This window comes from Streptomyces sp. NPDC001156, assembly GCF_053598275.1.
In genome coordinates this window covers 45,737-67,532 of record NZ_JBSFJX010000018.1, presented here as the reverse complement: position 1 = coordinate 67,532, position 21,796 = coordinate 45,737, and the positions used below count along the sequence as shown (strand labels likewise).

Here is a 21,796-nt window from a genome sequence, read left to right as displayed (position 1 = left end):
CGGTGTCCGGCCCGAGACCACATCGACTCCCCTCGGTCCGCCGGGGGAGTCGGTGTGTCTACGCCACATTGACCCGCTGTCCGGGCGGAGCCGCCTCCAGCCACGCGAGAAAACCGGTCAGCGCGTCCTCGCTCATCGCGAGCTCCAGACGGGTACCCCGGTGCTGACAGGCGAGGATCAGCGCGTCGGAGAGCAGGGCCAGCTCCTCCTCGCCCTCGGGGCTGCGCCGGCCGGCCACCTCGATCGCCGAGCGCTCCAGGACACGGCGGGGGCGCGGGGCGTAGGAGAAGACGCGGTACCACTCGACCCGGTCGCCGTTGTAGCGGGCGACTCCGTAGCTCCAGCCCTTGCCGCTGGTGTCGGTCTTCTCCGGCACGTCCCAGCGCAGGCTGCAGTCGAAGGTGCCGCCCGAGCGCTGGATGAGCCGGCGCCGCAGGCCGAAGACGAACAGCCCCACCACCACGAGGGCGACGACAATTCCGCACACAGTCAGAGCGAGGACCATCGGCACCGACCTCCTCGTCTCCTAGGTAACGGAACGGAAAAAACATCCGCATTTGCCTCAGCCGCGGCTGGTTCCGGATTGCTCCGGTCCAGCCGCGGCTGAGTGTCACGTCATTGCATACGCGCTGTGGTCAGCTCGCCGCCGCCGCACGCAGCCGGACGTCCGCACGGCGCTCCGCGGAGGCGTCAGCCTCCGACTTCGCGCGCTCGAGCGCCCGCTCCGCGCGCTGGACGTCGATCTCGTCCGACAGTTCGGCGATCTCGGCCAGCAGCGACAGCTTGTTGTCCGCGAACGAGATGAAACCGCCGTGCACCGCGGCGACGACCGTTCCACCATCACTCATACGGATGGTCACCGGGCCCGACTCCAGCACACCGAGCAGCGGCTGGTGACCGGGCATGACGCCGATGTCGCCGGACGTGGTGCGCGCGACGACCAGGGTGGCCTCGCCGGACCAGACCTGGCGGTCGGCGGCGACCAGCTCGACGTGCAGCTCAGCAGCCAAGGGTGGCTCCTCGGATCACCACCCGGCGGGTCTGCCGGGTGTTGGGATGAATTCTAGTAGGCGTACAGAGAGGGACGGGACGCGGGCCATGGCAGGGCGCGGTCTCGTCCCTCTCCGTCACGAGCACAGCGTCAGGAGACGCCCAGCTCCTTCGCGTTCTTCTTCAGGTCCTCGATACCACCGCACATGAAGAACGCCTGCTCCGGGAAGTGGTCGTACTCGCCGTCGATGATCGCGTTGAAGGCCGCGATCGACTCCTCCAGCGGGACGTCCGACCCGTCGACGCCGGTGAACTGCTTGGCGACGTGGGTGTTCTGGGACAGGAAGCGCTCCACACGGCGGGCCCGGTGGACGACGAGCTTGTCCTCCTCGCCGAGCTCGTCGATACCGAGGATCGCGATGATGTCCTGGAGGTCCTTGTACTTCTGCAGGATCGTCTTGACGCGCATGGCGGCGTCGTAGTGGTCCTGCGCGATGTACCGCGGGTCCAGGATCCGGGACGTGGAGTCCAGCGGGTCCACGGCCGGGTAGATGCCCTTCTCGGAGATCGGACGGGACAGAACCGTCGTCGCGTCGAGGTGGGCGAACGTGGTGGCCGGGGCCGGGTCGGTCAGGTCGTCGGCGGGGACGTAGATCGCCTGCATCGAGGTGATCGAGTGACCGCGGGTCGAGGTGATGCGCTCCTGGAGGAGGCCCATCTCGTCGGCCAGGTTCGGCTGGTAACCCACCGCGGACGGCATACGGCCGAGCAGCGTGGAGACCTCGGAACCGGCCTGCGTGAAGCGGAAGATGTTGTCGATGAAGAACAGCACGTCCTGCTTCTGGACGTCGCGGAAGTACTCGGCCATGGTGAGGCCGGCCAGCGCGACGCGCAAACGGGTGCCCGGGGGCTCGTCCATCTGGCCGAAGACCAAAGCGGTCTTGTCGATGACGCCCGAGTCGCTCATTTCCTCGATGAGGTCGTTGCCCTCACGAGTGCGCTCACCGACACCGGCGAACACGGAGACACCGTCGTGGTTGTTGGCCACACGGTAGATCATCTCCTGGATGAGCACCGTCTTGCCGACGCCGGCGCCGCCGAACAGACCGATCTTGCCGCCCTTGACGTACGGGGTCAGCAGGTCGATGACCTTGACGCCGGTCTCGAACATCTCGGTCTTCGACTCGAGCTCGTCGAAGTTCGGGGCCTTGCGGTGGATGGACCAGCGCTCGCCGTCGTACGTCTCGTCGGCGTTCAGTACCTCACCGAGGGTGTTGAACACCTTGCCCTTGGTGAAGTCGCCGACCGGGACGGTGATGCCGTCGCCGGTGTCGACCACCGGGGCCTGGCGGACCAGACCGTCGGTGGGCTGCATGGAGATGGTGCGTACCACGCCGTCACCCAGGTGCTGGGCGACCTCCAGGGTCAGCGTCCGCTTCTCCCCCTCCTTCGCCGGGTCCAGGACCTCGACGTGGAGGGCGTTGTACATGTCCGGGATCGCGTCGACGGGGAACTCCACGTCGACGACCGGGCCGATGACCCGCGCGACGCGGCCCGTCGCCGTGGCCGTCTCAACAGTGGTGGTCATTAGTAGTCACTCCCCGCGGTCGCGTCGGCCAGGGCGCTCGCGCCACCGACGATCTCGCTGATTTCCTGGGTGATTTCGGCCTGGCGGGCCGCGTTGGCAAGCCGGGTGAGAGTCTCGATGAGCTCTCCGGCGTTGTCGGTGGCCGACTTCATCGCGCGCCGCGTGGCGGCGTGCTTCGAAGCGGCCGACTGGAGCAGCGCGTTGTAGATACGGCTCTCCACGTAGCGCGGCAGCAGGGCGTCGAGGACGTCCTCCGCCGAGGGCTCGAAGTCGTACAGCGGAAGGATCTCGTCCTTGCTGGGCGACTCTTCGGCCACTTCCTCGAGGCTGAGCGGCAGCAACCGGTCGCCGAGCGCCGTCTGCGTCATCATCGAGACGAACTCGGTGTAGACGATGTGGAGTTCGTCCACGCCGCCGTCCGCCGTCTCCTTCTCGATGGCCTCGATGAGCGGAGCCGCGACCTGCTTGGCGTCCGCGTACGTCGGGTCGTCGGTGAAGCCCGTCCACGAATCCGTGATCTTGCGCTCACGGAAGTTGTAGTGGGCGACACCGCGACGGCCGACGATGTACGTGTCGACCTGCTGGCCCTCGCGCTCCAGCCGCTCGGTCAGCTGCTCCGCCGCCTTGATCGCGTTGGAGTTGAAGGCGCCGGCCAGACCGCGGTCGCTCGTCAGGAGCAGCACCGCGGACCGCGTCACCGTCTCGGCCTGGGTGGTCAGCGGGTGCTTGGTGTTCGAGCCGGTGCCGACCGCCGTGACCGCGCGAGTCAGCTCGGTCGCGTACGGCGTGGAGGCCACCACCTTGCGCTGCGCCTTGACGACGCGCGAGGCGGCGATCATCTCCATCGCCTTCGTGATCTTCTTGGTCGCGCTGACGGATCGGATGCGACGCTTGTAGACCCGGAGCTGGGCTCCCATGAGTCAGGTCCCTTCCTTACGTCACTTGGCGGCAGCGGCAGGAACGTCCTCGCCGAGCAGCTTGCCGTCCGAGGTCTCGAACTGCTTCTTGAACTCCGCGACGGCGTCGTCGATCGCCTGGATCGTGTCGTCCGACATCTTGCCGCCCTCCTTGATGGAGGTCATGAGGCCCTGGTGCTTGCGGTGCAGGAAGTCCAGGAGCTCGCGCTCGAAGCGGCGGATGTCGGTGACCGGAACCTCGTCCATACGGCCGTTGGTGCCGGCCCAGATCGAGACGACCTGGTCCTCGGTGGCCATCGGCTCGTACTGGTTCTGCTTCAGCAGCTCGACCATGCGCTGACCACGCTCCAGCTGGGCCTTCGACGCGGCGTCCAGGTCGGAACCGAAGGCGGCGAACGCCTCCAGCTCACGGAACTGGGCGAGGTCGACGCGCAGCCGGCCGGAGACTTGCTTCATGGCCTTGTGCTGGGCGGAGCCACCGACGCGGGAGACCGAGATACCGACGTTCAGGGCCGGGCGCTGGCCGGCGTTGAACAGGTCGGACTCCAGGAAGCACTGGCCGTCGGTGATGGAGATGACGTTGGTCGGGATGAACGCCGAGACGTCGTTGGCCTTGGTCTCGACGATCGGCAGACCGGTCATCGAACCGGCACCCATGTCGTCGGAGAGCTTGGCGCAGCGCTCCAGCAGGCGGGAGTGCAGGTAGAAGACGTCACCCGGGTACGCCTCGCGGCCCGGCGGGCGGCGCAGCAGCAGCGACACGGCGCGGTAGGCGTCGGCCTGCTTCGAGAGGTCGTCGAAGATGATCAGGACGTGCTTGCCCTGGTACATCCAGTGCTGACCGATGGCCGAACCGGTGTACGGCGCCAGGTACTTGAAGCCGGCCGGGTCGGACGCCGGGGCGGCGACGATGGTCGTGTACTCCAGCGCGCCGTTCTCCTCCAGCGCGCGGCGTACCGACGCGATGGTGGAGCCCTTCTGGCCGACGGCGACGTAGATGCAGCGGACCTGCTTCTTCGGGTCGCCGGTGCGCCAGTTGTCGCGCTGGTTGATGATCGTGTCGACGGCAAGGGCGGTCTTGCCGGTCTGCCGGTCACCGATGATCAGCTGGCGCTGACCGCGGCCGACCGGGGTCATCGCGTCGACGGCCTTGTAGCCGGTCTCCATCGGCTCGTGCACTGACTTGCGCTGCATGACCGTCGGGGCCTGCAGCTCGAGGGCGCGACGACCATCGGTCTCGATCTCGCCGAGGCCGTCGATCGGGTTGCCGAGCGGGTCGACGACACGGCCGAGGTAGCCCTCGCCGACCGCGACCGAGAGCACCTCACCAGTGCGCTGCACCGGCTGGCCCTCCTCGATGCCGCTGAACTCACCGAGGGCGATGGCACCGATCTCGCGCTCCTCGAGGTTGAGGGCGAGGCCGAGGGTGCCGTCCTCGAACTTCAGCAGTTCGTTGGCCATGGCCGAGGGCAGACCCTCGACCTTCGCGATGCCGTCGCCGGCAAGGGTGACCGTACCGACCTCCTCGCGCGAGGCCGCGTCCGGCTTGTACGACTGGACAAAGTTCTCCAGCGCGTCCCGGATCTCCTCCGGCCGGATCGTGAGCTCCGCCATCTGGGTTCCCTGCTCTCCTTGTTGGGCCCGAAGTTTCTGTGGGGGTCTGGGGGCGACCCCCAGGAATCCTCTGCACGGCCCAACTCGGGCCGTAGTACTGCGTATGGAGTTGCTGCTAGCCCGCCATGCGGCGGCGCGCGTCCTCGAGCCGGTCCGCGATCGAACCGTTGATGATCTCGTCACCGACCTTCACCTGGATCCCGCCGAGGACCTCAGGGTCCACGTCGAGGTTCAGGTGCATCTGGCGGCCGTAGACCTTGGCCAGCGCGGCACCGAGGCGCCGCTTCTGGGCGTCGCTCAGCGGCACCGCCGAGGTGACGACGGCGACCATGCGGTCACGGCGCGCGGCCGCGAGCTTGGACAGGGACTCGAGTCCCGCTTCCAGGCTACGTCCCCGCGGCGCGGTCACAAGGCGCGTCACCAGACGCTCGGTCGTCACGTTGGCGCGGCCGCCGAGCAGCCGGTGCAGCAGCTCGATCTTGGCCGAGGCACCAACGGCCCGGTCGGTCAGCGCGGCACGCAGCTCGGTGTTGGAGGAGACGATCCGGCTGAACCGGAACAGCTCGTCCTCGACGTCGTCGAGCGCGTCCGCCTTCTCGGCGGCGGTGAGGTCGGCGACATTCGCCAGCTCCTCGAGCGCGTCCACCAGGTCGCGCGGCTGCGACCAGCGCGAGCGCACCGTGCCGGACACCAGGTCCAGGGTCGGCCCGGTGACCTGGGCGCCGAGCAGGCGCCGGACCAGTTCGGCCTTGGCCTCGCCGGGCTGCGCCGGGTCGGTCAGGACCCGACGCAGCGACGCCTCGCGGTCGAGCAGCGCGGTGACGGCCGCCAGCTCGTCGGCGAGCTGTGCCGCGTCCACGGACGTCGAGTCCGTCAGCGCGTCCAGACGCTCCCGTGCGGCTGCCAGGGCCTCGCGGCTCGCTCCGTTCATCGCGCGGCCTCGGCCTTCTCCTCGAGCTCGTCGAGGAACCGGTCGATGACGCGGCTCTGGCGGGCGTAGTCGTCGAGGGACTCACCGATCAGCTTGCCGGCCAGCTCGGTGGCGAGCCTGCCGACGTCCTGACGCAGTGCCTGAGCGGCGGCCTTGCGGTCGGCCTCGATCTGCGTGTGACCAGCGGTGACGATCTCTTCACGCTGCCGCTGGCCTTCCGCGCGCATCTCGGCGATGAGAGTGGCGCCCTGCTCCTGCGCCTCCTGGCGCAGACGCGCGGCCTCGTGCCGGGCCTCGGCGAGCTGAGCCTTGTACTGCTCGAGCACGCTCTGGGCCTCGACCTTCATGGCCTCGGCCTCTTCGATGCCGCCTTCGATCGCCGCGCGGCGCTCCTCGAGAACCTTGTTGATGTTCGGAAGCGCCTTCTTCCAGAAGAAGAAGAACACGATGGCGAAGGCGATGGTGCCGACGAGCAGCTCAGGACCCGGCGGGACGAGGGGATTCTGCTTCTCCTCAGCCGCCAACTGAACCAGGGTGGCGATCACATCAGTGCCTTTCGTCGATACGTGTCGGTGAGTATGTGATTACTGACCGAACACGAACGGCATAACGATGCCGATGAGGGCGAGCGCCTCACAGAAGGCGAAGCCGAGGATCTGGTTGGCGCGGATCAGACCGGCCGCCTCGGGCTGACGGGCCAGGGCCTGGGTGCCGTTACCGAAGATGATGCCGATACCGATACCGGGGCCGATGGCGGCGAGGCCGTAACCGATGGAGCCGAGGGAACCGGAGACGCCGGCGGCGAGGTCGATGGCAGCGGACATGCCGTTTCTTCCTTCTCTTTTACGGACCGGTGGGGGTTGGCCACCGGACGACTGGGGTGGTGTGGAGCGGGTGGCGGTCAGTGGTGCTCGGCGAGAGCGCCCTGAACGTAGGAGCAGGCCAGCAGCACGAACACATACGCCTGGACGGCCTGGATGAAGAGTTCGAACATGATCATCACGACGGTCATCGCGAAGGAGACGCCCGCACCGGGGATCATGTAGCTGTTCAGCAGGTACCAGCTGGCGACGGTGAACATCGCGAGCAGCAGGTGGCCGGCGAACATGTTGGCGAACAGTCGCACCGCGTGTGTGAACGGCCGGACGAGGACGTTCGAGAAGAACTCGATGACCACGACGAGCGGCAGCACCGGGCCGAGCGACTTGTCGTAGCCGGTGAGGTTCTTGAATCCGCCGGAGAAGCCGTGGCGCTTGAACGTCATCGTCATCCACGTCACGTAGACCACGGCGGCGAGCACCGCCGGGTACGCGATGATCGACGACACCGGGAACTGGGCGAGCGGGATCACGGACCAGATGTTCATGATCCAGATGAAGAAGAACAGCGAGACCATCAGCGGGACGTACTTCTCGCCCTCGCGCTTGCCGAGCGTCTCGTAGACGATGCCGCGGCGCACGAATTCGTAGCCGGCCTCGCCCACCATCTGCAGCTTGCCCGGGACCACCTTGGCCTTGCCGAAGGCCGCCCAGAAGAAGCTGACGACGACGGCGGTGGTGATGAGGGCGAGCAGCATCACCTTGTTGAACTCGAAGCCGCCGACCGTGGCGAGCGGCTTGAAGAGGAACGAGTGCAGGCCCGGAGCCGGAAAGCCGCACCCGTTGTCGGACAGGATCCGACAACTCCAGTCAAAGGCGAGCTGGGTCTGGTCAGCACTCACCGCGGGCTCCTTCGGCGTGACGCATGGGTACGGCAACCTCGTTGTGTCGGCGCGGCGCGCAGCCGCGGATCGGCACCGGACTGGTGTTACGGATGTGGGGGCGGCTGGGGGGCATAGAGCCTCGCGAATAAGCAGGCGTCAGCTCGGATGCCCGCGCCCGCGATGCCGCAGTTGGCACCGGACGATAGCAGGATCTCTCACACGTCTTTATCCCGGCCCTACCCCTCACGACGGAGAGCCCGCGTTCTGGGACTTCTCGCTGTTCTGGGCGTCCGGTTCGACGTAGAACATCTTGGTCTTCAGGTGCGCACGAGCCTGCGCGGCCATCCACACCACGGTCGCGACGACGAGCGACAGAGCGAACGTCTTCGGGTCGAAGAGAGACGTGTGCTTGAACAGGCCGACGAAGATCAGCAGCAGCAGGAGCTGAGCGACGTAGAGCATCAGCCCCATGGCCTGAAACAGGTGCGGGAGCGTTTTTGCCGTCCACTGCAGGACGTACAGGCCGAGTCCCATGAACAGGATGGCGAGCGCCGTACCGACGGCCGCGCCGAGCGCTCCGTCGCCCCCCGCGACCACGCCGCTCACGGCGACACTGATCACGCCGACGGCCGCGGTGGGCACGGCGATCCGCAGAAGGTTCCGGGCGTCATTGGACGGCATGGCGGCAACTCCGCTTACTCAGGGGGCAGGGGTGTCGTCATGGACGAGCGTAGTCCCGGGCCGAGTGGGGTCCACACACCGAGGGGGCCCTTGCTTGGGTCCTTCGGCTCTATCCCGGGTTCTCGTGAACGGTATCACAAACTATTTGATGTGGTCTTTACCTAGGTGCTGTGCAGGCGGTCACACATGAGAGTGAACCTGCGCGTCTGTGCGAGCGCCGGGGTGCCTTGCCTGGTATTGGGGGTCTTTGGACCCCCACGTTTTGGCAACGCGTTAGTCAGATTCTTACCTTGGACGCGGTCAACGCGAAGGCTCGGCCTCGTGCCGTTCCAGCCGGGTCCGGGTACTGAGGGCGGTGGCGCCGTTGAGCCCGGAGACACTCGCGGCGACCGGGGTGCGGTGCTCCTGCTGGGGCTCCGTCCGCTCCTCCGCCCCGAACGCTTCGGCGTCCAGGGGATTCAGGACGGCGGGGGCCCGGCGGCGGTAGCGCGGCGGAACGAATGCCTCCGCCCAGCGGGGCGCGCGCGGCGTGAACCGTGGCAGCAGAAGCAGGACCAGGCCGACCGCGCTCAGCGCCACGATCCCGAGCACGATCCACAGCGACGCCGAGTTCACGGAGTACCCCAGGGCGCCGAAGGCGATCAGCGCCGACCAGAAGTACATGATCAGCACGGCCCGGCTGTGCGAGTGGCCGATCTCCAGGAGCCGGTGGTGCAGATGCCCGCGATCGGCCGTGAACGGCGACTGGCCCCGCCAGGTACGGCGCACGATCGCGAGGACGAGGTCGGCGGCCGGGACGGCGATGATCGTCAGCGGGAGCAGCAGCGGGATGTAGACCGGGACGGTCTGGTGGACCGTCGCCCGCTCGGAACCGGAGAAGAGGTTCATCGCGTCCGGGTCCACCTGGCCGGTGATCGAGATGGCCCCGGCAGCGAGCACCAGGCCGATCAGCATCGAGCCCGAGTCGCCCATGAAGATCCGCGCCGGGTGCATGTTGTGCGGCAGGAAGCCCAGGCACATGCCCATCAGGACAGCCGCGAACAGGGTCGCCGGGGCGGCAGCCTCCAGACCGTAGCCGTACCAGATGCGGTACGCGTACATGAAGAACGCGGCGGCCGCGATACACACCATGCCGGCGGCGAGGCCGTCGAGGCCGTCGACGAAGTTGACCGCGTTGATCGTGATGACGACCAGCGCCACCGTCAGCAGGGTGCCCTGCCACTGCGTGAGCGCGACCAGGCCGACGCCCGGTACGGGCAGCCACAGGATCGTCAGACCCTGCATGACCATCACGCCCGCGGCGATCATCTGGCCGCCCAGCTTGATCAGGGCGTCGATCTCGAACTTGTCGTCCAGAACACCGATGAGCCAGATGAGCGCGGCGCCCGACAGCAGCGCCCGCGGCTCGTTCGACTTCGCGAAGACCTCGTTGAGGCTCTTGAGGTGGTCGGCCACCAGCAGGCCCGCGCACAGGCCGAAGAACATGGCGATACCGCCGAGCCGGGGGGTCGGTTCCCGGTGCACGTCACGGGCCCGGATCTCCGGCATGGCTCCGGCCACGATCGCGAACTTGCGTACCGGCCCTGTCAGCAGATACGTCACCGCGGCCGTGATGCAGAGCGTCAGCAGGTATTCACGCACGGGCTTCCCCACAGATCTCGCTGAACATCCTCAGCCCCACAGCCTAGCTTCGCGTGCATATGGTTGAGGACTAACGGGTAGCGACGATGGTTGCACGGGTGGCTGTGCACTCCGCTCCGCCTACCCACTACCGGCCGGGATACGGCGGAAATCTTCCGGTGAGCTCCCGCACTTCTTCACGCACCTTCTTGCTGTCCGCCTCGTCCCGCAGCACGGCCGCGAACAATTCCGCGATGTACGTCATCTCGGCCTCGCCCATGCCCTGCGTGGTCAGAGCGGCGGTGCCCAGGCGCAGGCCGCGGGCGTCGCCGTGAGGAAGCGCACACGTGTCCAGGATCATGCCGGCCGCCGTGAGCCGCCCCCGCGCGGTACGGCCGTCCACGCCCAGCGGGGCGGGGTCCACCGTCAGCAGATGGGTATCTGTGCCGCCGGTGGTGATCGCCAGCCCCTCGGCACCGAGGGCCGCCGCGAGACAACGGGCGTTGATCACCACCTGGTGCGCGTACACGGCGAACGGCTCCGTCGCCGCCTCCCGGAACGCGACGGCCTTGGCGGCGATGGCGTGCATCTGCGCTCCGCCCTGGGTGAAGGGGAAGACGGCCCGGTCCACGCGCTCGGCGAGTTCGCTCCCGCACAGGATCATGCCGCCGCGCGGGCCGCGCAGCACCTTGTGCGTGGTGGCGCAGACGACGTCGGCGTACGGCACCGGACTGGGCGCCGCGCCGCCGGCGACCAGGCCGATCGGGTGGGCCGCGTCGGCGATGAGGTAGGCGCCCACCTCGTCGGCGACCTCCCGGAAGAACGCGTAGTCGATGTGCCGCGGATAGGCGATGGACCCGCAGACGATGGCCTTGGGGCGATGGGTACGGGCGAGGGTGCGCACCTGCTCGTGGTCGATGAGCCCGGAGTCCGCCTCCACCCCGTAGCCGACGAAGTCGAACCAGCGGCCCGAGAAGTTGGCGGGCGAGCCGTGCGTGAGATGTCCGCCGTACGGCAGCCCCAGGGCGAGCACGGTGTCGCCGGGCCTGAGCAGTGCGGCGTACGCGGCGAGCACCGCGGACGATCCCGAGTGCGACTGCACATTGGCGTGCTCGGCCCCGAACAGTGCCTTCGCCCGCTCCACGGCGATGCGCTCGGCCATGTCGACGATCTCGCACCCGGCGTGGTAGCGGGCACCGGGGTAGCCCTCGGCGTACTTGTTGGCGAGCGGGGAGCCGAGGGCGGCGAGCACCGCCGGCGAGGTGAAGTTCTCCGCCGCGATGAGCTGCAGCGTCGTCGACTGCCTGTCGAGTTCCCCGAGGAGGATCTCGGCCAGCTCGGGGTCCTGCCGCTGCAGGACGTCGGCCTCGAGGGTGTGCGTGACCGCCATGGTGGGCTCCGGGCGTCGGGAACGTACGTCCAATGTAGGCCCGGCGCCCCGGGCCCGCCGGTCACCGCGTCCGCGCGGGTACCGATGAGCCCTGACGGGGTCCCCCGTCCGCACGCACAGGGGGCTGCGGCGCCTTGGCCGTACCGCCGGGCACGGGCGGACCGGGCCCCTTCCCGCGCGCACCGGAGCTGCGGCGCCCGGCCGTCCTGACGGGCACGGGCGTTGCCTGCGAAGAAGCCGTGGATCGCGGATCAGGCCCGGGCCCGGACGCCCGTCAGGGCCGTCACCACCGGGTCCAGCGCCTGGTGGATCTCGTCCCCGATCGAGCGGAAGAACGGCAGCGGTGCCCCATACGGGTCGAAGACCTCGTCCGCCTCGACCGTCGGGGCGAGGAGCCAGCCGCGCAGGGCCGCAGCGGCCCGGACCAGGGCGCGGGCACGGGCGACCACGCCGTCCTCCAGCGGAGGCAGCGTGGCGGGGTCTATCGCGCGTACGAGGCGGGTGAACTCCTTCAGCGTGAAGGTGCGCAGGCCCGCCGAGTGGCCCATGGAGATGACCTGGGCGCGATGGTCCCGGGTCGCGGTCAGGACCAGGTCGGCGCGGATCACGTGCTCGTCCAGGAGTTCCCGGCCGACGAAGCCGGAGGGGTCCGCGCCGAAGTCGGCGAGGACCGTCTCCGCGTTCGCCTCCATGGGCGCGCCCTCGTGGCCCCAGGTGCCCGCGCTCTCCACGATCAGCCCGCCCCACAAGGGGTCTCCGAGCCGGTCCGCCAGGGCATGCCGGGTCAGCCGCTCGGTGATCGGCGAGCGGCACACGTTGCCGGTGCTGACGTGGAGGATGCGGAAGGTGTCACGGTGAAGCCCCACCTGTACCGGGCTTCCCGTCTCGTCCCCGTTGCCTATGCCACGCCCCGCGTCAGGGGCTGTCAATTCGCCACCTCGAGGTCGGGGACCACCTTGCGCAGCTCCTCGGCCGACAGCGCGCCCTGGCGCAGCAGGACCGGCACCTTGCCCGTGACGTCGACGATGGACGACGGCACGTTGCCGGGGGTCGGGCCGCCGTCGAGGTAGACGGAGACCGAGTCGCCGAGCATCTCCTGCGCGGCGTCGCAGGTCTCCGGTGCGGGGTGGCCGGTCAGGTTCGCGGAGGAGACGGCCATGGGGCCGACCTCGGTCAGCAGCTCGATGGCGACCGGGTGCAGCGGCATGCGCACGGCGACGGTGCCACGGGTATCCCCCAGGTCCCACTGCAGGGACGGCTGGTGCCTGGCGACGAGCGTGAGGGCGCCCGGCCAGAACGCGTCGACCAGCTCCCAGGCCATCTCCGAGAAGTCCGTGACGAGGCCGTGCAGGGTGTTCGGGGAGCCGATGAGGACGGGCGTGGGCATGTTGCGGCCCCGGCCCTTGGCCTGGAGCAGGTCGCTCACGGCCTCCGAGGAGAACGCGTCGGCGCCGATGCCGTACACGGTGTCGGTCGGCAGCACCACGAGTTCGCCACGGCGGACGGCGGACGCGGCTTCGCGCAGACCGGTCGTGCGGTCGGTCGCGTCGTTGGTGTCGTATCGCCGTGCCATCTTCAGCTGGCCTCCTCGTACACGTACTGCTGCGGAAAGAGAGTCTTCGGGGTGCTCACGGCAGCGCCCTGCGGGCGGTCGCGAAGCGGGGGCGGTTGTTGAGGTCGGGGTGATCGGCCGCGTCGGCCCAGCCCCGCTCCTCGGTGAAGATCCACGGCACCTGGCCGCCCTGGGTGTCGGCGTGCTCGATGACGACGACACCGCCGGGGCGCAGCAGCCGGTGCGCGGTGCGCTCCAGGCCGCGGATGAGGTCGAGGCCGTCCTCGCCGGAGAAGAGGGCCATCTCCGGGTCGTGGTCGCGGGCCTCGGGAGCGACGTACTCCCATTCGGTCAGCGGGATGTACGGCGGGTTGGAGATCACGAGGTCGACCTGGCCGTCCAGGTCGTGGAAGGCCCCAAGGGCGTCCCCCTGGCGCAGGTCGACCCGGGAGCCTTCCATGTTCTTGCGTGTCCACTGGAGGGCTTCCTCGGACAACTCCACGGCGTGGACACGGGACCGCGGCACCTCCTGGGCCAGGGCGAGCGCGATGGCTCCCGAGCCGGTGCACAGGTCCACGATCAGCGGCTCGACGACGTCCATCGCGCGCACCGCGTCTATGGCCCAGCCGACGACCGACTCGGTCTCCGGGCGCGGGACGAACACCCCGGGCCCGACCTGGAGTTCCAGGTACCGGAAGTAGGCGCGTCCGGTGATGTGCTGGAGCGGCTCGCGGGCCTCGCGGCGGGCGATGACCTCCCAGTAGCGGGCGTCGAAGTCCGAGTCCTTGACGGTGTGCAGCTGGCCCCGCCTGACGCCGTGCACGAACGCGGCGAGCTCCTCCGCGTCGTTGCGAGGCGAGGGCACGCCGGCGTCGGCCAGCCGCTGGGTGGCCTGGGCCACCTCCGCGAGCAGCACACTGCGGGGGCTTGAGGGTCGCCCCCCAAAATCTTGCTGCACGCTGGTCCTCCGGTTGTGTACGTGCCTTACGCGGCCGCGAGCTTGGCGGCCGAGTCCGCGTCGACGCAGGCCTGGATCACCGCGTCGAGGTCGCCGTCCAGGACCTGGTCCAGGTTGTACGCCTTGAAGCCGACACGGTGGTCCGAGATGCGGTTCTCCGGGAAGTTGTAGGTGCGGATCTTCTCGGAGCGGTCGACGGTGCGGACCTGGCTGCGGCGGGCGTCCGCGGCCTCCTTCTCCGCTTCCTCCTGCGCCATGGCCAGCAGCCTGGAGCGCAGGATACGCATCGCCTGCTGCTTGTTCTGCAGCTGGCTCTTCTCGTTCTGGCAGGAGGCGACGACCCCGGTGGGAACGTGCGTGATGCGCACCGCGGAGTCGGTCGTGTTGACGGACTGGCCGCCGGGGCCCGAGGAGCGGTAGACGTCGATACGGAGGTCGTTCGGGTTGATCTCGACGTCGACCTCCTCCGCCTCGGGCGTGACCAGCACACCGGCCGCGGAGGTGTGGATACGGCCCTGCGACTCGGTCGCGGGAACGCGCTGCACACGGTGCACCCCGCCCTCGTACTTCAGGCGGGCCCACACGCCCTGGCCGGGCTCCAGCTGACCGCGGGTCTTCACGGCGACCTGGACGTCCTTGTAGCCGCCGAGCTCGGAGTCGGTGGAGTCGATGATCTCGGTCTTCCAGCCGACGCGCTCGGCGTAGCGCAGGTACATGCGCAGCAGGTCGCCGGCGAACAGGGCGGACTCGTCGCCGCCCGCGCCCGCCTTGATCTCGAGGATCACGTCCTTGTCGTCGCTGGGGTCCCGCGGGACGAGCAGGAGGCGCAGCTTCTCGGTCAGCCCCTCGCGCTGCTTCTCCAGGTCCCTGACCTCGGCGGCGAAGTCCGGGTCGTCGGCGGCCAGTTCGCGCGCGGTCTCGATGTCGTCGCCGACCTGCTTCCAGGAGTGGTACGTGGCGACGATCGGGCTCAGCTCGGCATAGCGCTTGTTGAGCTTGCGCGCGTTGGCCTGGTCGGCGTGGACCGACGGATCGGCGAGCTTCTTCTCCAGGTCGGCGTGTTCACCGACCAGTTCCTCGACCGCCTCGAACATCTCCGGCTCCCATGGGATGTCCCCCGTCCGGCTGGACATGGGGACGTACGTACGACGAACAGTGGCTGCACCGCAAAGCGCCGGTCCCGGCGCCCCCGCTTCGGCGTGCGAAAAGGGGGCGCCGGAGACCGGCGCTGTGGGCTCGCTACTTCTTGGCAGCGGCAGCCTTGCCGAAGCGGGCCTCGAAGCGGGCCACACGGCCACCGGTGTCGAGGATCTTCTGCTTACCCGTGTAGAACGGGTGGCACTCGGAGCAGACCTCGGCCCGGATGGTGCCGGACTGGATGGTGCTGCGAGTGGTGAACGACGCGCCGCAGGTGCAGCTGACCTGCGTCTCGACGTACTCGGGGTGGATGTCGCGCTTCAAGGTGTCTCCTAGGTTCATGGAGGGCGCCGGGTCGCTGCCGCGGGATACGGGAGCGTGAACCGGAGCCGACGTACCAGTCTGCCAGGACTGGCCGCATCCCCCAAAACCGGGGGCACAAGTGATCTATTCCCACTACTGCCCCGGAGCCCCGGGGTGCCTGCCCGGTGCGCCGGCAGAGGCCCCCAGGGGCCCCGAGGGCGGGCCCACCGCCGGTGCGCGAAGACCCTGTCAGGACGACGCCACGACGCCCTTGGCCTCGCCTGTCGCCGTTCCCTTCGTCGCGCTCGCCGGGATCGGCTTGTCGTTCTTCAGGGCGTCCCACACCAGCTTGGCCTTGCTCTTCTCCACCAGGACCCGGTTGGGGTCCGACGGGTCGTACTCGACCGGCGTCGTCACCATGTTCATGTGCGAGGAGCCGATGCCCTTGAGCCCGTCGGCGAAGGACGCCAGTGCCTTGACGGAGGCCAGGTCGGAGTCGGTGGTGATGGACTTCGTCGCGGTGTCGGCCAGGTCCAGCAGCCTGGTCGGGCTGCTCAGGACGCCGATGTGGTCGACCTGCTCCACCAGGGCCTTGATGAAGGCCTGCTGGAGCTGGATGCGGCCGAGATCGGAGCCGTCGCCCACGCCGTGCCGGGTGCGCACCAGGCCGAGCGCCTGCTGACCGTCGAGGGTGTGCGTGCCGGCCTGCAGATCGAGGTGGCTGTTCTTGTCGTCGATGTTCTTGGTGGTGGTCACCTGGACGCCGCCGAGGTCGTCGATCAGCTTCTGGAAGCCGGAGAAGTCCACCTCGACGTAGTGGTCCATGCGGATGCCGGTCAGCGACTCCACCGTCTTCACCGCGCAGGCGGCGCCGCCCGTCGAGTAGGCGGAGTTGAACATCACGGCGGAGGCCGCGGGGTACGCGGTGCCGTTGGTGCCGGTGCACCGGGGGCGGTCGACGAGCGTGTCGCGCGGGATGGAGACGACGCTCGCCCGCTTGTGGCCCTTGTAGAGATGCACGATCATCGCCGTGTCGGAGCGTGCGCTGCCGTCGTCGGTGCCGCCGCCCAGCTTCTTGTTGCTGCCGGAGCGGCTGTCCGAGCCGAGGACCAGGATGTTCTCGGAGCCGTTGTCGACCTTGGTGGGCCGGTCGGTGCCGAGGGCCTGGTTGATGTCGACGCTCTTGATGTTGCCGTTGAGCTTGAAGTAGACGTAGCCGAGACCTGTGCCGCCGAGCACGACGATGCCGGCGGCGGTCCAGGCAGTGACGAGGAGCGCCCTGCGTCCCTTGCCGCGGGGCTTGCGGCGGCGGCCCTTGGCCCGGCTGCGCGGGCCTGCCGGTGCCGCCTCGTCGGCTATGCCGCCGTCCGGTGTGGTGTCCGCAGGCATGTGCTCCTCAGTCCTCGTCCGGTCGCGTACCCCCTGTTTTCAGGGCCAGTCCTGGTCGACCGTGACCCTGTCGGACGATCTCGGTGTCCCCCGGACGGGGGACCCCTGTCGCTCCATGGTCACTCCGTACGTCAGACGGAGAAACCCGGGACAGGGTTGCACAACGCACGGTGCCCAGCGTGTGGGAAGTCAAGCACGGTCCGTGACCGCCGAGCCGAATAGACCCCCTACCACCTGGGGTTTCACTCGAAAATGTCGTACCGCTGCAAACCGGTACCGACCTTGACCCTTGTGGCGAAAGTCTCTCCCGCGGCCTTCCTGGTGCCTTGCGATGGCAAACGGCGTCATCGGGCGCACGGAGCCGGAAGCCCTGTCCCGAGAAGGCGAAAAGGGCCGCCCCCGTCCGATCGGACGGGGGCGGCCCTCAGGGTGCCGGACGCGCTCAGTCGCCGTTCGGCGTCGGCGTCGTCTTCTGGATCTGCATCAGGAACTCGACGTTCGACTTCGTCTGCTTCATCTTGTCGAGGAGCAGCTCGATCGCCTGCTGCTGGTCGAGCGCGTGCAGCACCCGGCGCAGCTTCCAGACGACGCTGAGTTCCTCGGCGCCGAGCAGGATCTCTTCCTTGCGGGTGCCGGACGCATCGACGTCCACCGCCGGGAAGATGCGCTTGTCGGCGAGCTTCCGGTCGAGCTTGAGCTCCATGTTGCCGGTGCCCTTGAACTCCTCGAAGATCACCTCGTCCATGCGGGACCCGGTGTCCACCAGGGCGGTGGCGAGGATGGTCAGCGAACCGCCGTCCTCGATGTTGCGGGCGGCACCGAAGAAGCGCTTCGGCGGGTACAGGGCCGTGGAGTCGACACCACCGGACAGGATGCGGCCGGAGGCCGGCGCGGCGAGGTTGTACGCACGGCCCAGACGCGTGATCGAGTCGAGCAGGACGACCACGTCGTGGCCCAGCTCCACCAGACGCTTGGCCCGCTCGATGGCGAGTTCGGCGACCGTGGTGTGGTCCTCGGCCGGACGGTCGAAGGTCGAGGAGATGACCTCGCCCTTGACCGACCTCTGCATGTCGGTGACCTCTTCCGGACGCTCGTCGACGAGGACGACCATCAGGTGGCACTCGGGGTTGTTGTGGGTGATCGCGTTGGCGACCGCCTGCATGATCATGGTCTTGCCGGTCTTCGGCGGGGCCACGATCAGACCGCGCTGGCCCTTACCGATCGGCGACACCAGGTCGATGATGCGGGTGGTCAGCACGCCCGGGTCGGTCTCCAGGCGGAGCCGGTCCTGCGGGTACAGCGGCGTCAGCTTGTTGAACTCCGGGCGGCCACGGCCGTGTTCGGGCGCCATGCCGTTGACGGAGTCCAGGCGGACGAGCGCGTTGAACTTCTCGCGGCGCTCGCCTTCCTTCGGCTGGCGGACCGCGCCGGTGACGTGGTCACCCTTGCGCAGGCCGTTCTTGCGGACCTGGGCGAGGGAGACATACACGTCGTTCGGCCCCGGCAGGTAGCCCGAGGTACGGATGAACGCATAGTTGTCGAGGATGTCCAGGATGCCCGCGACCGGGATCAGGACGTCGTCATCGGTGACCTGCGGCTCGGCGACGTCGTCGCGCCCACGGCGGCCACGGCGGTCGCGGTAGCGGCCGCGACGGCCCCGGCGCCCGCCCTCGAAGTCGTCGTCGTCCTGCTGCTGCCGGTCCTGGCGGCCGCCGCCCTGCTGCTGGCCCTGCTGCTGGCCCTGCTGCTGACGCTGCTGGCCGCCCTGCTGCTCGTCGCCCTTGCCCCGGCGGTCTCGGTCACGGCCGCGCTCACGGCGGTCGCGGCGGCGGCCGTCGCCGTCACCGGCGTCGCCCTGCGGCTGCGCCTGCTGGCCCGGCGCCTCGGTCTTCGCCTCGGCGGCGACCGTCTCGGGGCTGCCGGCCTCGGCGGTCACACGGCGGCGGCTGCGCTCAGCCGTGGTGTCGTCACCGGCTCCCTGGCCGGGGATCTCGATCTGCTGCGAGGCCACGGCCTGCTCGGCCGGCTTCTCGGCCTTGGGCTCGGCCGCTGCGGCCTCGTCGCCGGTGCGGGTCCTGGAGGTGGACCGGCGCTTGGGCTTGGTCTCGGTGGCGTCCTCGGCCTTGGCCGGGGCACCGCCTCCCGCCTGCGCCTCCTTGATGACCTCGATCAGTTGGCTCTTGCGCATGCGCGCCGTGCCCCTGATGCCGAGGCCGGATGCGACCTGCTGCAGCTCGGCCAGCACCATGCCCTCAAGGCCGGTACCGCGGCGCCGCCGGGAGCCGGCACCGGTGGCAGGCGCGGAGGCGTCCGTGGCGGGCGCGGCAGCGGTCTCCTCGACACGTGCGCCCATCAGATCGGTGGTGTCGCTCACGAAGGGTCCTTCCCTGGAGCGGACGTCGGCCTGTCTGGCTCGGCGACCGGTTGTGCTGTCCGGCTTGAGTCCCTGCTGTGTGGACCGTGCCGGGGCGGTGGTCCGCCAAAAACGGCGGAGGAAATAACTGGTGATTGGCGCTTCCCGAAGCAGTGACACCCGGTTTTGTGTCACGCGGCTCGTTCACGCCGATTCCGGAGCGTGCTCTGCAACCCGTTCAGTGTCCGCGTACGACGTACTCACGTACGTGATACGGAACACAGTGCGGCTTGGGAGGCTCCCGGAAGAATGGTCGTCCCGGACTGGGACACGAAGCACCTCGCCATGGCTGGGCCCGGTGCAGACTTGAGGTTAACACTACCGGATCCAACAAACATTCCCCCTCTCCAAATCCGGCAACCGTGTGTCAGGACGCAAGCGGCAGCACGCTCGCTCCCTGCATGTCGAGGTCCAGCCGATTGGCGGCCCAGCCCTCGCCCGCCAGGTCGGCCACCTTGTCGGCGCTCGCGCCGTCGGCCAGCGCCAGGACGGTGGGTCCGGCGCCGGAGATCACCGCGGGGATCCCGTCGGCCCGCAGCCGCTCCACCAGCGCAGTGCTCTCCGGCATGGCCGGGGCGCGGTACTCCTGGTGAAGGCGGTCCTCGGTGGCGGGCAGCAGCAGCTCGGGACGCCTCGTCAACGCCTCGACGAGCAGAGCGGCGCGGCCCGCGTTGGCGGCAGCGTCGACGTGCGGTACGGAACGGGGCAGCAGTCCGCGCGCGGTCTCGGTCAGCACCGGCTTTCCGGGGACGAAAACCACCGGAACGATGGAATCGGCGGGGTCCATGCGGATCGCGCGGGCGGCGCCGCGTTCCATCCAGGAGAGCGTGAACCCCCCGAGGAGGCAGGCCGCGACGTTGTCCGGGTGGCCCTCGATCTCGGTGGCGAGCTCCAGCAGCGCGGCGTCGTCGAGCCGGCTGTCGCCGCCTATGGTGACGGCGCGGGCGGCGACTATGCCGGCGCAGATCGCGGCGGAGGAGGAACCGAGGCCCCGACCGTGCGGAATGCGGTTGGCGCAGACGATCTCCAGGCCGCGCGGCTGCCCGCCCAGGGCATCGAAGGCGGCACGCAGGGACCGTACGAGGAGATGGCTCTCGTCGCGGGGGAGCGTCTCGCTGCCCTCACCTGCGATGTCGATGTGCAGCCCGGAGTCGGCCACCCGGACGACCACGTCGTCGTACAGCCCCAGCGCGAGGCCGAGGGCGTCGAAGCCCGGGCCGAGGTTGGCGCTGGTGGCGGGGACGCGCACCCTGACGGCGGCGGCGCGGAAGGCTGGACCGGCCATCGCTCGATGACTCTCCTTGAGCTGCGTGATGGTCGAATGACATGCGAAACGTGCGGAAAACCCGAGGGCCGGGACGCAGGGACGGCGGTGTACCGCGGCATATGCGGCGGGCGGGTTCGGTACAGCTTATCGAAGGAAGGTTCTGTGGCGACATAGGGCGCACAGGAGGCGCACGATGCGTGTCGTATGCCCCCTGTGCCCCCGCAGCCGGGCGCCTACGGGGTTATCCCTCGGCGGCGACCGCGTCGCGCGAGTCGCCGCGTCATGCCAGCCCGAGCCGCTCGGCCGCCGTGGCCGCGTCGACCGGGACCGTGACCGGCTGCGGGGCGCCCGCGACGGCCCAGTCGGGGTCCTTGAGCCCGTTGCCGGTGACGGTGCACACGATCCGCTGCCCCGGGTCGACCTTGCCCTGTTCGGCGGCCTTCAGCAGGCCGGCGACCGACGCGGCCGAGGCGGGCTCCACGAAGACGCCCTCCTGTGCGGCCAACAGTCGGTAGGCACGCAGGATTTCACGATCCGTCACCTCATCGATGAAGCCGCCCGATTCATCCCTCGCCGCCAGGGCGAACTTCCACGACGCCGGATTGCCGATGCGGATCGCGGTGGCGATGGTCGACGGGTCCTTGACGACCTCACCGCGCACGATCGGGGCGGAGCCGGATGCCTGGAAACCCCACATGCGCGGGGTCCGCGTGGCGACGCCGTCCGCGGCGTACTCCCGGTAGCCCTTCCAGTAGGCGGTGATGTTGCCCGCGTTGCCCACCGGCAGGACGTGGATGTCGGGAGCGTCGCCGAGCATGTCCACGATCTCGAAGGACGCCGTCTTCTGACCCTCGATACGCGCCGGGTTGACCGAATTGACCAACGCCACCGGGTAGTTCTCGGACAGGGCGCGCGCGAGGGTGAGGCAGTCGTCGAAATTGCCGTCGACCTGGAGGATCTTCGCCCCGTGCACCAGCGCCTGGCCCATCTTGCCCAGCGCGATCTTGCCCTGCGGGACGAGCACGGCCGACACCATGCCGGCGCGTACGGCATAGGCGGCAGCGGAGGCGGACGTGTTGCCGGTGGAGGCGCAGATGACGGCCTTCGCGCCCTCCTCCTTGGCCTTGGAGATGGCCATGGTCATGCCGCGGTCCTTGAAGGACCCGGTGGGGTTGGCGCCCTCCACCTTGAGATGAACGTCACACCCGGTGCGTTCGGAGAGCACCTGCGCGGGCACGAGCGGCGTACCGCCCTCACGGAGCGTGACGACCGGCGTGCTGTCGGACACCGGCAGCCGGTCCCGGTACTCCTCGATGATTCCGCGCCACTGGTGGGTCATTGCTG

The 21,796-nt window shown here is 69.1% G+C and carries 21 protein-coding genes; all 21 read right to left on the bottom strand.

The window, feature by feature from the left end:
* Window positions 1-58 precede the first annotated feature (58 nt).
* On the bottom strand, window positions 59-505 hold the full coding sequence (locus ACWDA7_RS12530; protein WP_359395436.1) for a DUF2550 domain-containing protein: 447 nt from the start codon (window positions 503-505) through the stop codon (window positions 59-61).
* Between the two features lie 130 nt (window positions 506-635).
* Window positions 636-1,010: a F0F1 ATP synthase subunit epsilon gene (locus tag ACWDA7_RS12525; RefSeq protein ID WP_359395438.1), complete on the bottom strand. Its 375-nt coding sequence runs from the start codon at window positions 1,008-1,010 to the stop codon at window positions 636-638.
* Between the two features lie 131 nt (window positions 1,011-1,141).
* Complete coding sequence (gene atpD / locus ACWDA7_RS12520; protein WP_450604085.1) at window positions 1,142-2,578, bottom strand: F0F1 ATP synthase subunit beta; 1,437 nt, start codon at window positions 2,576-2,578, stop codon at window positions 1,142-1,144.
* The gene (locus ACWDA7_RS12515) at window positions 2,578-3,495 is read right to left on the bottom strand and encodes a F0F1 ATP synthase subunit gamma (protein WP_450604084.1); all 918 of its coding nucleotides are present in this window, start codon (window positions 3,493-3,495) and stop codon (window positions 2,578-2,580) included. Before ACWDA7_RS12515 ends, atpD begins: the two co-directional genes overlap by 1 nt.
* Window positions 3,496-3,516: 21 nt before the next feature.
* The gene (gene atpA / locus ACWDA7_RS12510) at window positions 3,517-5,109 is read right to left on the bottom strand and encodes a F0F1 ATP synthase subunit alpha (RefSeq protein ID WP_450604083.1); all 1,593 of its coding nucleotides are present in this window, start codon (window positions 5,107-5,109) and stop codon (window positions 3,517-3,519) included.
* 115 nt (window positions 5,110-5,224) lie between these two features.
* Window positions 5,225-6,040, bottom strand: a complete 816-nt coding sequence (locus ACWDA7_RS12505) for a F0F1 ATP synthase subunit delta (protein ID WP_450604082.1) — start codon at window positions 6,038-6,040, stop codon at window positions 5,225-5,227.
* Window positions 6,037-6,585 carry a F0F1 ATP synthase subunit B gene (locus tag ACWDA7_RS12500; RefSeq protein WP_450604081.1) on the bottom strand — a complete coding sequence of 183 codons (549 nt, stop codon included), beginning with the start codon at window positions 6,583-6,585 and terminating at the stop codon, window positions 6,037-6,039. The genes ACWDA7_RS12505 and ACWDA7_RS12500 overlap by 4 nt, the downstream gene beginning before the upstream one ends.
* A 39-nt stretch (window positions 6,586-6,624) precedes the next feature.
* Entirely contained in the window at window positions 6,625-6,864 is a 240-nt protein-coding gene (gene atpE, locus ACWDA7_RS12495; RefSeq protein ID WP_046591560.1) for an ATP synthase F0 subunit C, read from the bottom strand.
* A 77-nt stretch (window positions 6,865-6,941) separates the two neighbouring features.
* Window positions 6,942-7,712: a F0F1 ATP synthase subunit A gene (gene atpB, locus ACWDA7_RS12490; protein ID WP_450604118.1), complete on the bottom strand. Its 771-nt coding sequence runs from the start codon at window positions 7,710-7,712 to the stop codon at window positions 6,942-6,944.
* 273 nt (window positions 7,713-7,985) lie between these two features.
* Complete coding sequence (locus ACWDA7_RS12485; protein WP_450604080.1) at window positions 7,986-8,423, bottom strand: hypothetical protein; 438 nt, start codon at window positions 8,421-8,423, stop codon at window positions 7,986-7,988.
* 300 nt (window positions 8,424-8,723) lie between these two features.
* Window positions 8,724-10,064 (bottom strand): MraY family glycosyltransferase, encoded by a 1,341-nt coding sequence (locus ACWDA7_RS12480; protein ID WP_450604079.1) that lies wholly within the window; start codon window positions 10,062-10,064, stop codon window positions 8,724-8,726.
* 127 nt (window positions 10,065-10,191) lie between these two features.
* Complete coding sequence (locus ACWDA7_RS12475; RefSeq protein ID WP_450604078.1) at window positions 10,192-11,433, bottom strand: serine hydroxymethyltransferase; 1,242 nt, start codon at window positions 11,431-11,433, stop codon at window positions 10,192-10,194.
* A 251-nt stretch (window positions 11,434-11,684) separates the two neighbouring features.
* The gene (locus ACWDA7_RS12470; protein ID WP_359395457.1) at window positions 11,685-12,362 is read right to left on the bottom strand and encodes an arsenate reductase/protein-tyrosine-phosphatase family protein; all 678 of its coding nucleotides are present in this window, start codon (window positions 12,360-12,362) and stop codon (window positions 11,685-11,687) included.
* A complete protein-coding gene (locus ACWDA7_RS12465) occupies window positions 12,359-13,006 on the bottom strand; it encodes an L-threonylcarbamoyladenylate synthase (protein ID WP_359395459.1) in 648 nt (215 codons plus the stop codon). The genes ACWDA7_RS12470 and ACWDA7_RS12465 overlap by 4 nt, the downstream gene beginning before the upstream one ends.
* A 55-nt stretch (window positions 13,007-13,061) precedes the next feature.
* Window positions 13,062-13,901 carry a peptide chain release factor N(5)-glutamine methyltransferase gene (gene prmC / locus ACWDA7_RS12460; RefSeq protein ID WP_432932644.1) on the bottom strand — a complete coding sequence of 280 codons (840 nt, stop codon included), beginning with the start codon at window positions 13,899-13,901 and terminating at the stop codon, window positions 13,062-13,064.
* A gap of 68 nt (window positions 13,902-13,969) precedes the next feature.
* A complete protein-coding gene (gene prfA / locus ACWDA7_RS12455; RefSeq protein ID WP_359395592.1) occupies window positions 13,970-15,037 on the bottom strand; it encodes a peptide chain release factor 1 in 1,068 nt (355 codons plus the stop codon).
* Window positions 15,038-15,182: 145 nt separating this feature from the next.
* A complete protein-coding gene (gene rpmE / locus ACWDA7_RS12450; RefSeq protein WP_006142443.1) occupies window positions 15,183-15,404 on the bottom strand; it encodes a 50S ribosomal protein L31 in 222 nt (73 codons plus the stop codon).
* A 228-nt stretch (window positions 15,405-15,632) separates the two neighbouring features.
* Window positions 15,633-16,772, bottom strand: a complete 1,140-nt coding sequence (locus ACWDA7_RS12445; RefSeq protein ID WP_450604077.1) for an LCP family protein — start codon at window positions 16,770-16,772, stop codon at window positions 15,633-15,635.
* A gap of 442 nt (window positions 16,773-17,214) precedes the next feature.
* Window positions 17,215-19,146, bottom strand: a complete 1,932-nt coding sequence (gene rho, locus ACWDA7_RS12440; RefSeq protein ID WP_450604076.1) for a transcription termination factor Rho — start codon at window positions 19,144-19,146, stop codon at window positions 17,215-17,217.
* A gap of 406 nt (window positions 19,147-19,552) precedes the next feature.
* Entirely contained in the window at window positions 19,553-20,470 is a 918-nt protein-coding gene (thrB, locus tag ACWDA7_RS12435) for a homoserine kinase (protein WP_450604075.1), read from the bottom strand.
* Window positions 20,471-20,732: 262 nt separating this feature from the next.
* On the bottom strand, window positions 20,733-21,791 hold the full coding sequence (gene thrC, locus ACWDA7_RS12430; RefSeq protein WP_450604074.1) for a threonine synthase: 1,059 nt from the start codon (window positions 21,789-21,791) through the stop codon (window positions 20,733-20,735).
* Between the last annotated feature and the right edge of the window lie 5 nt (window positions 21,792-21,796).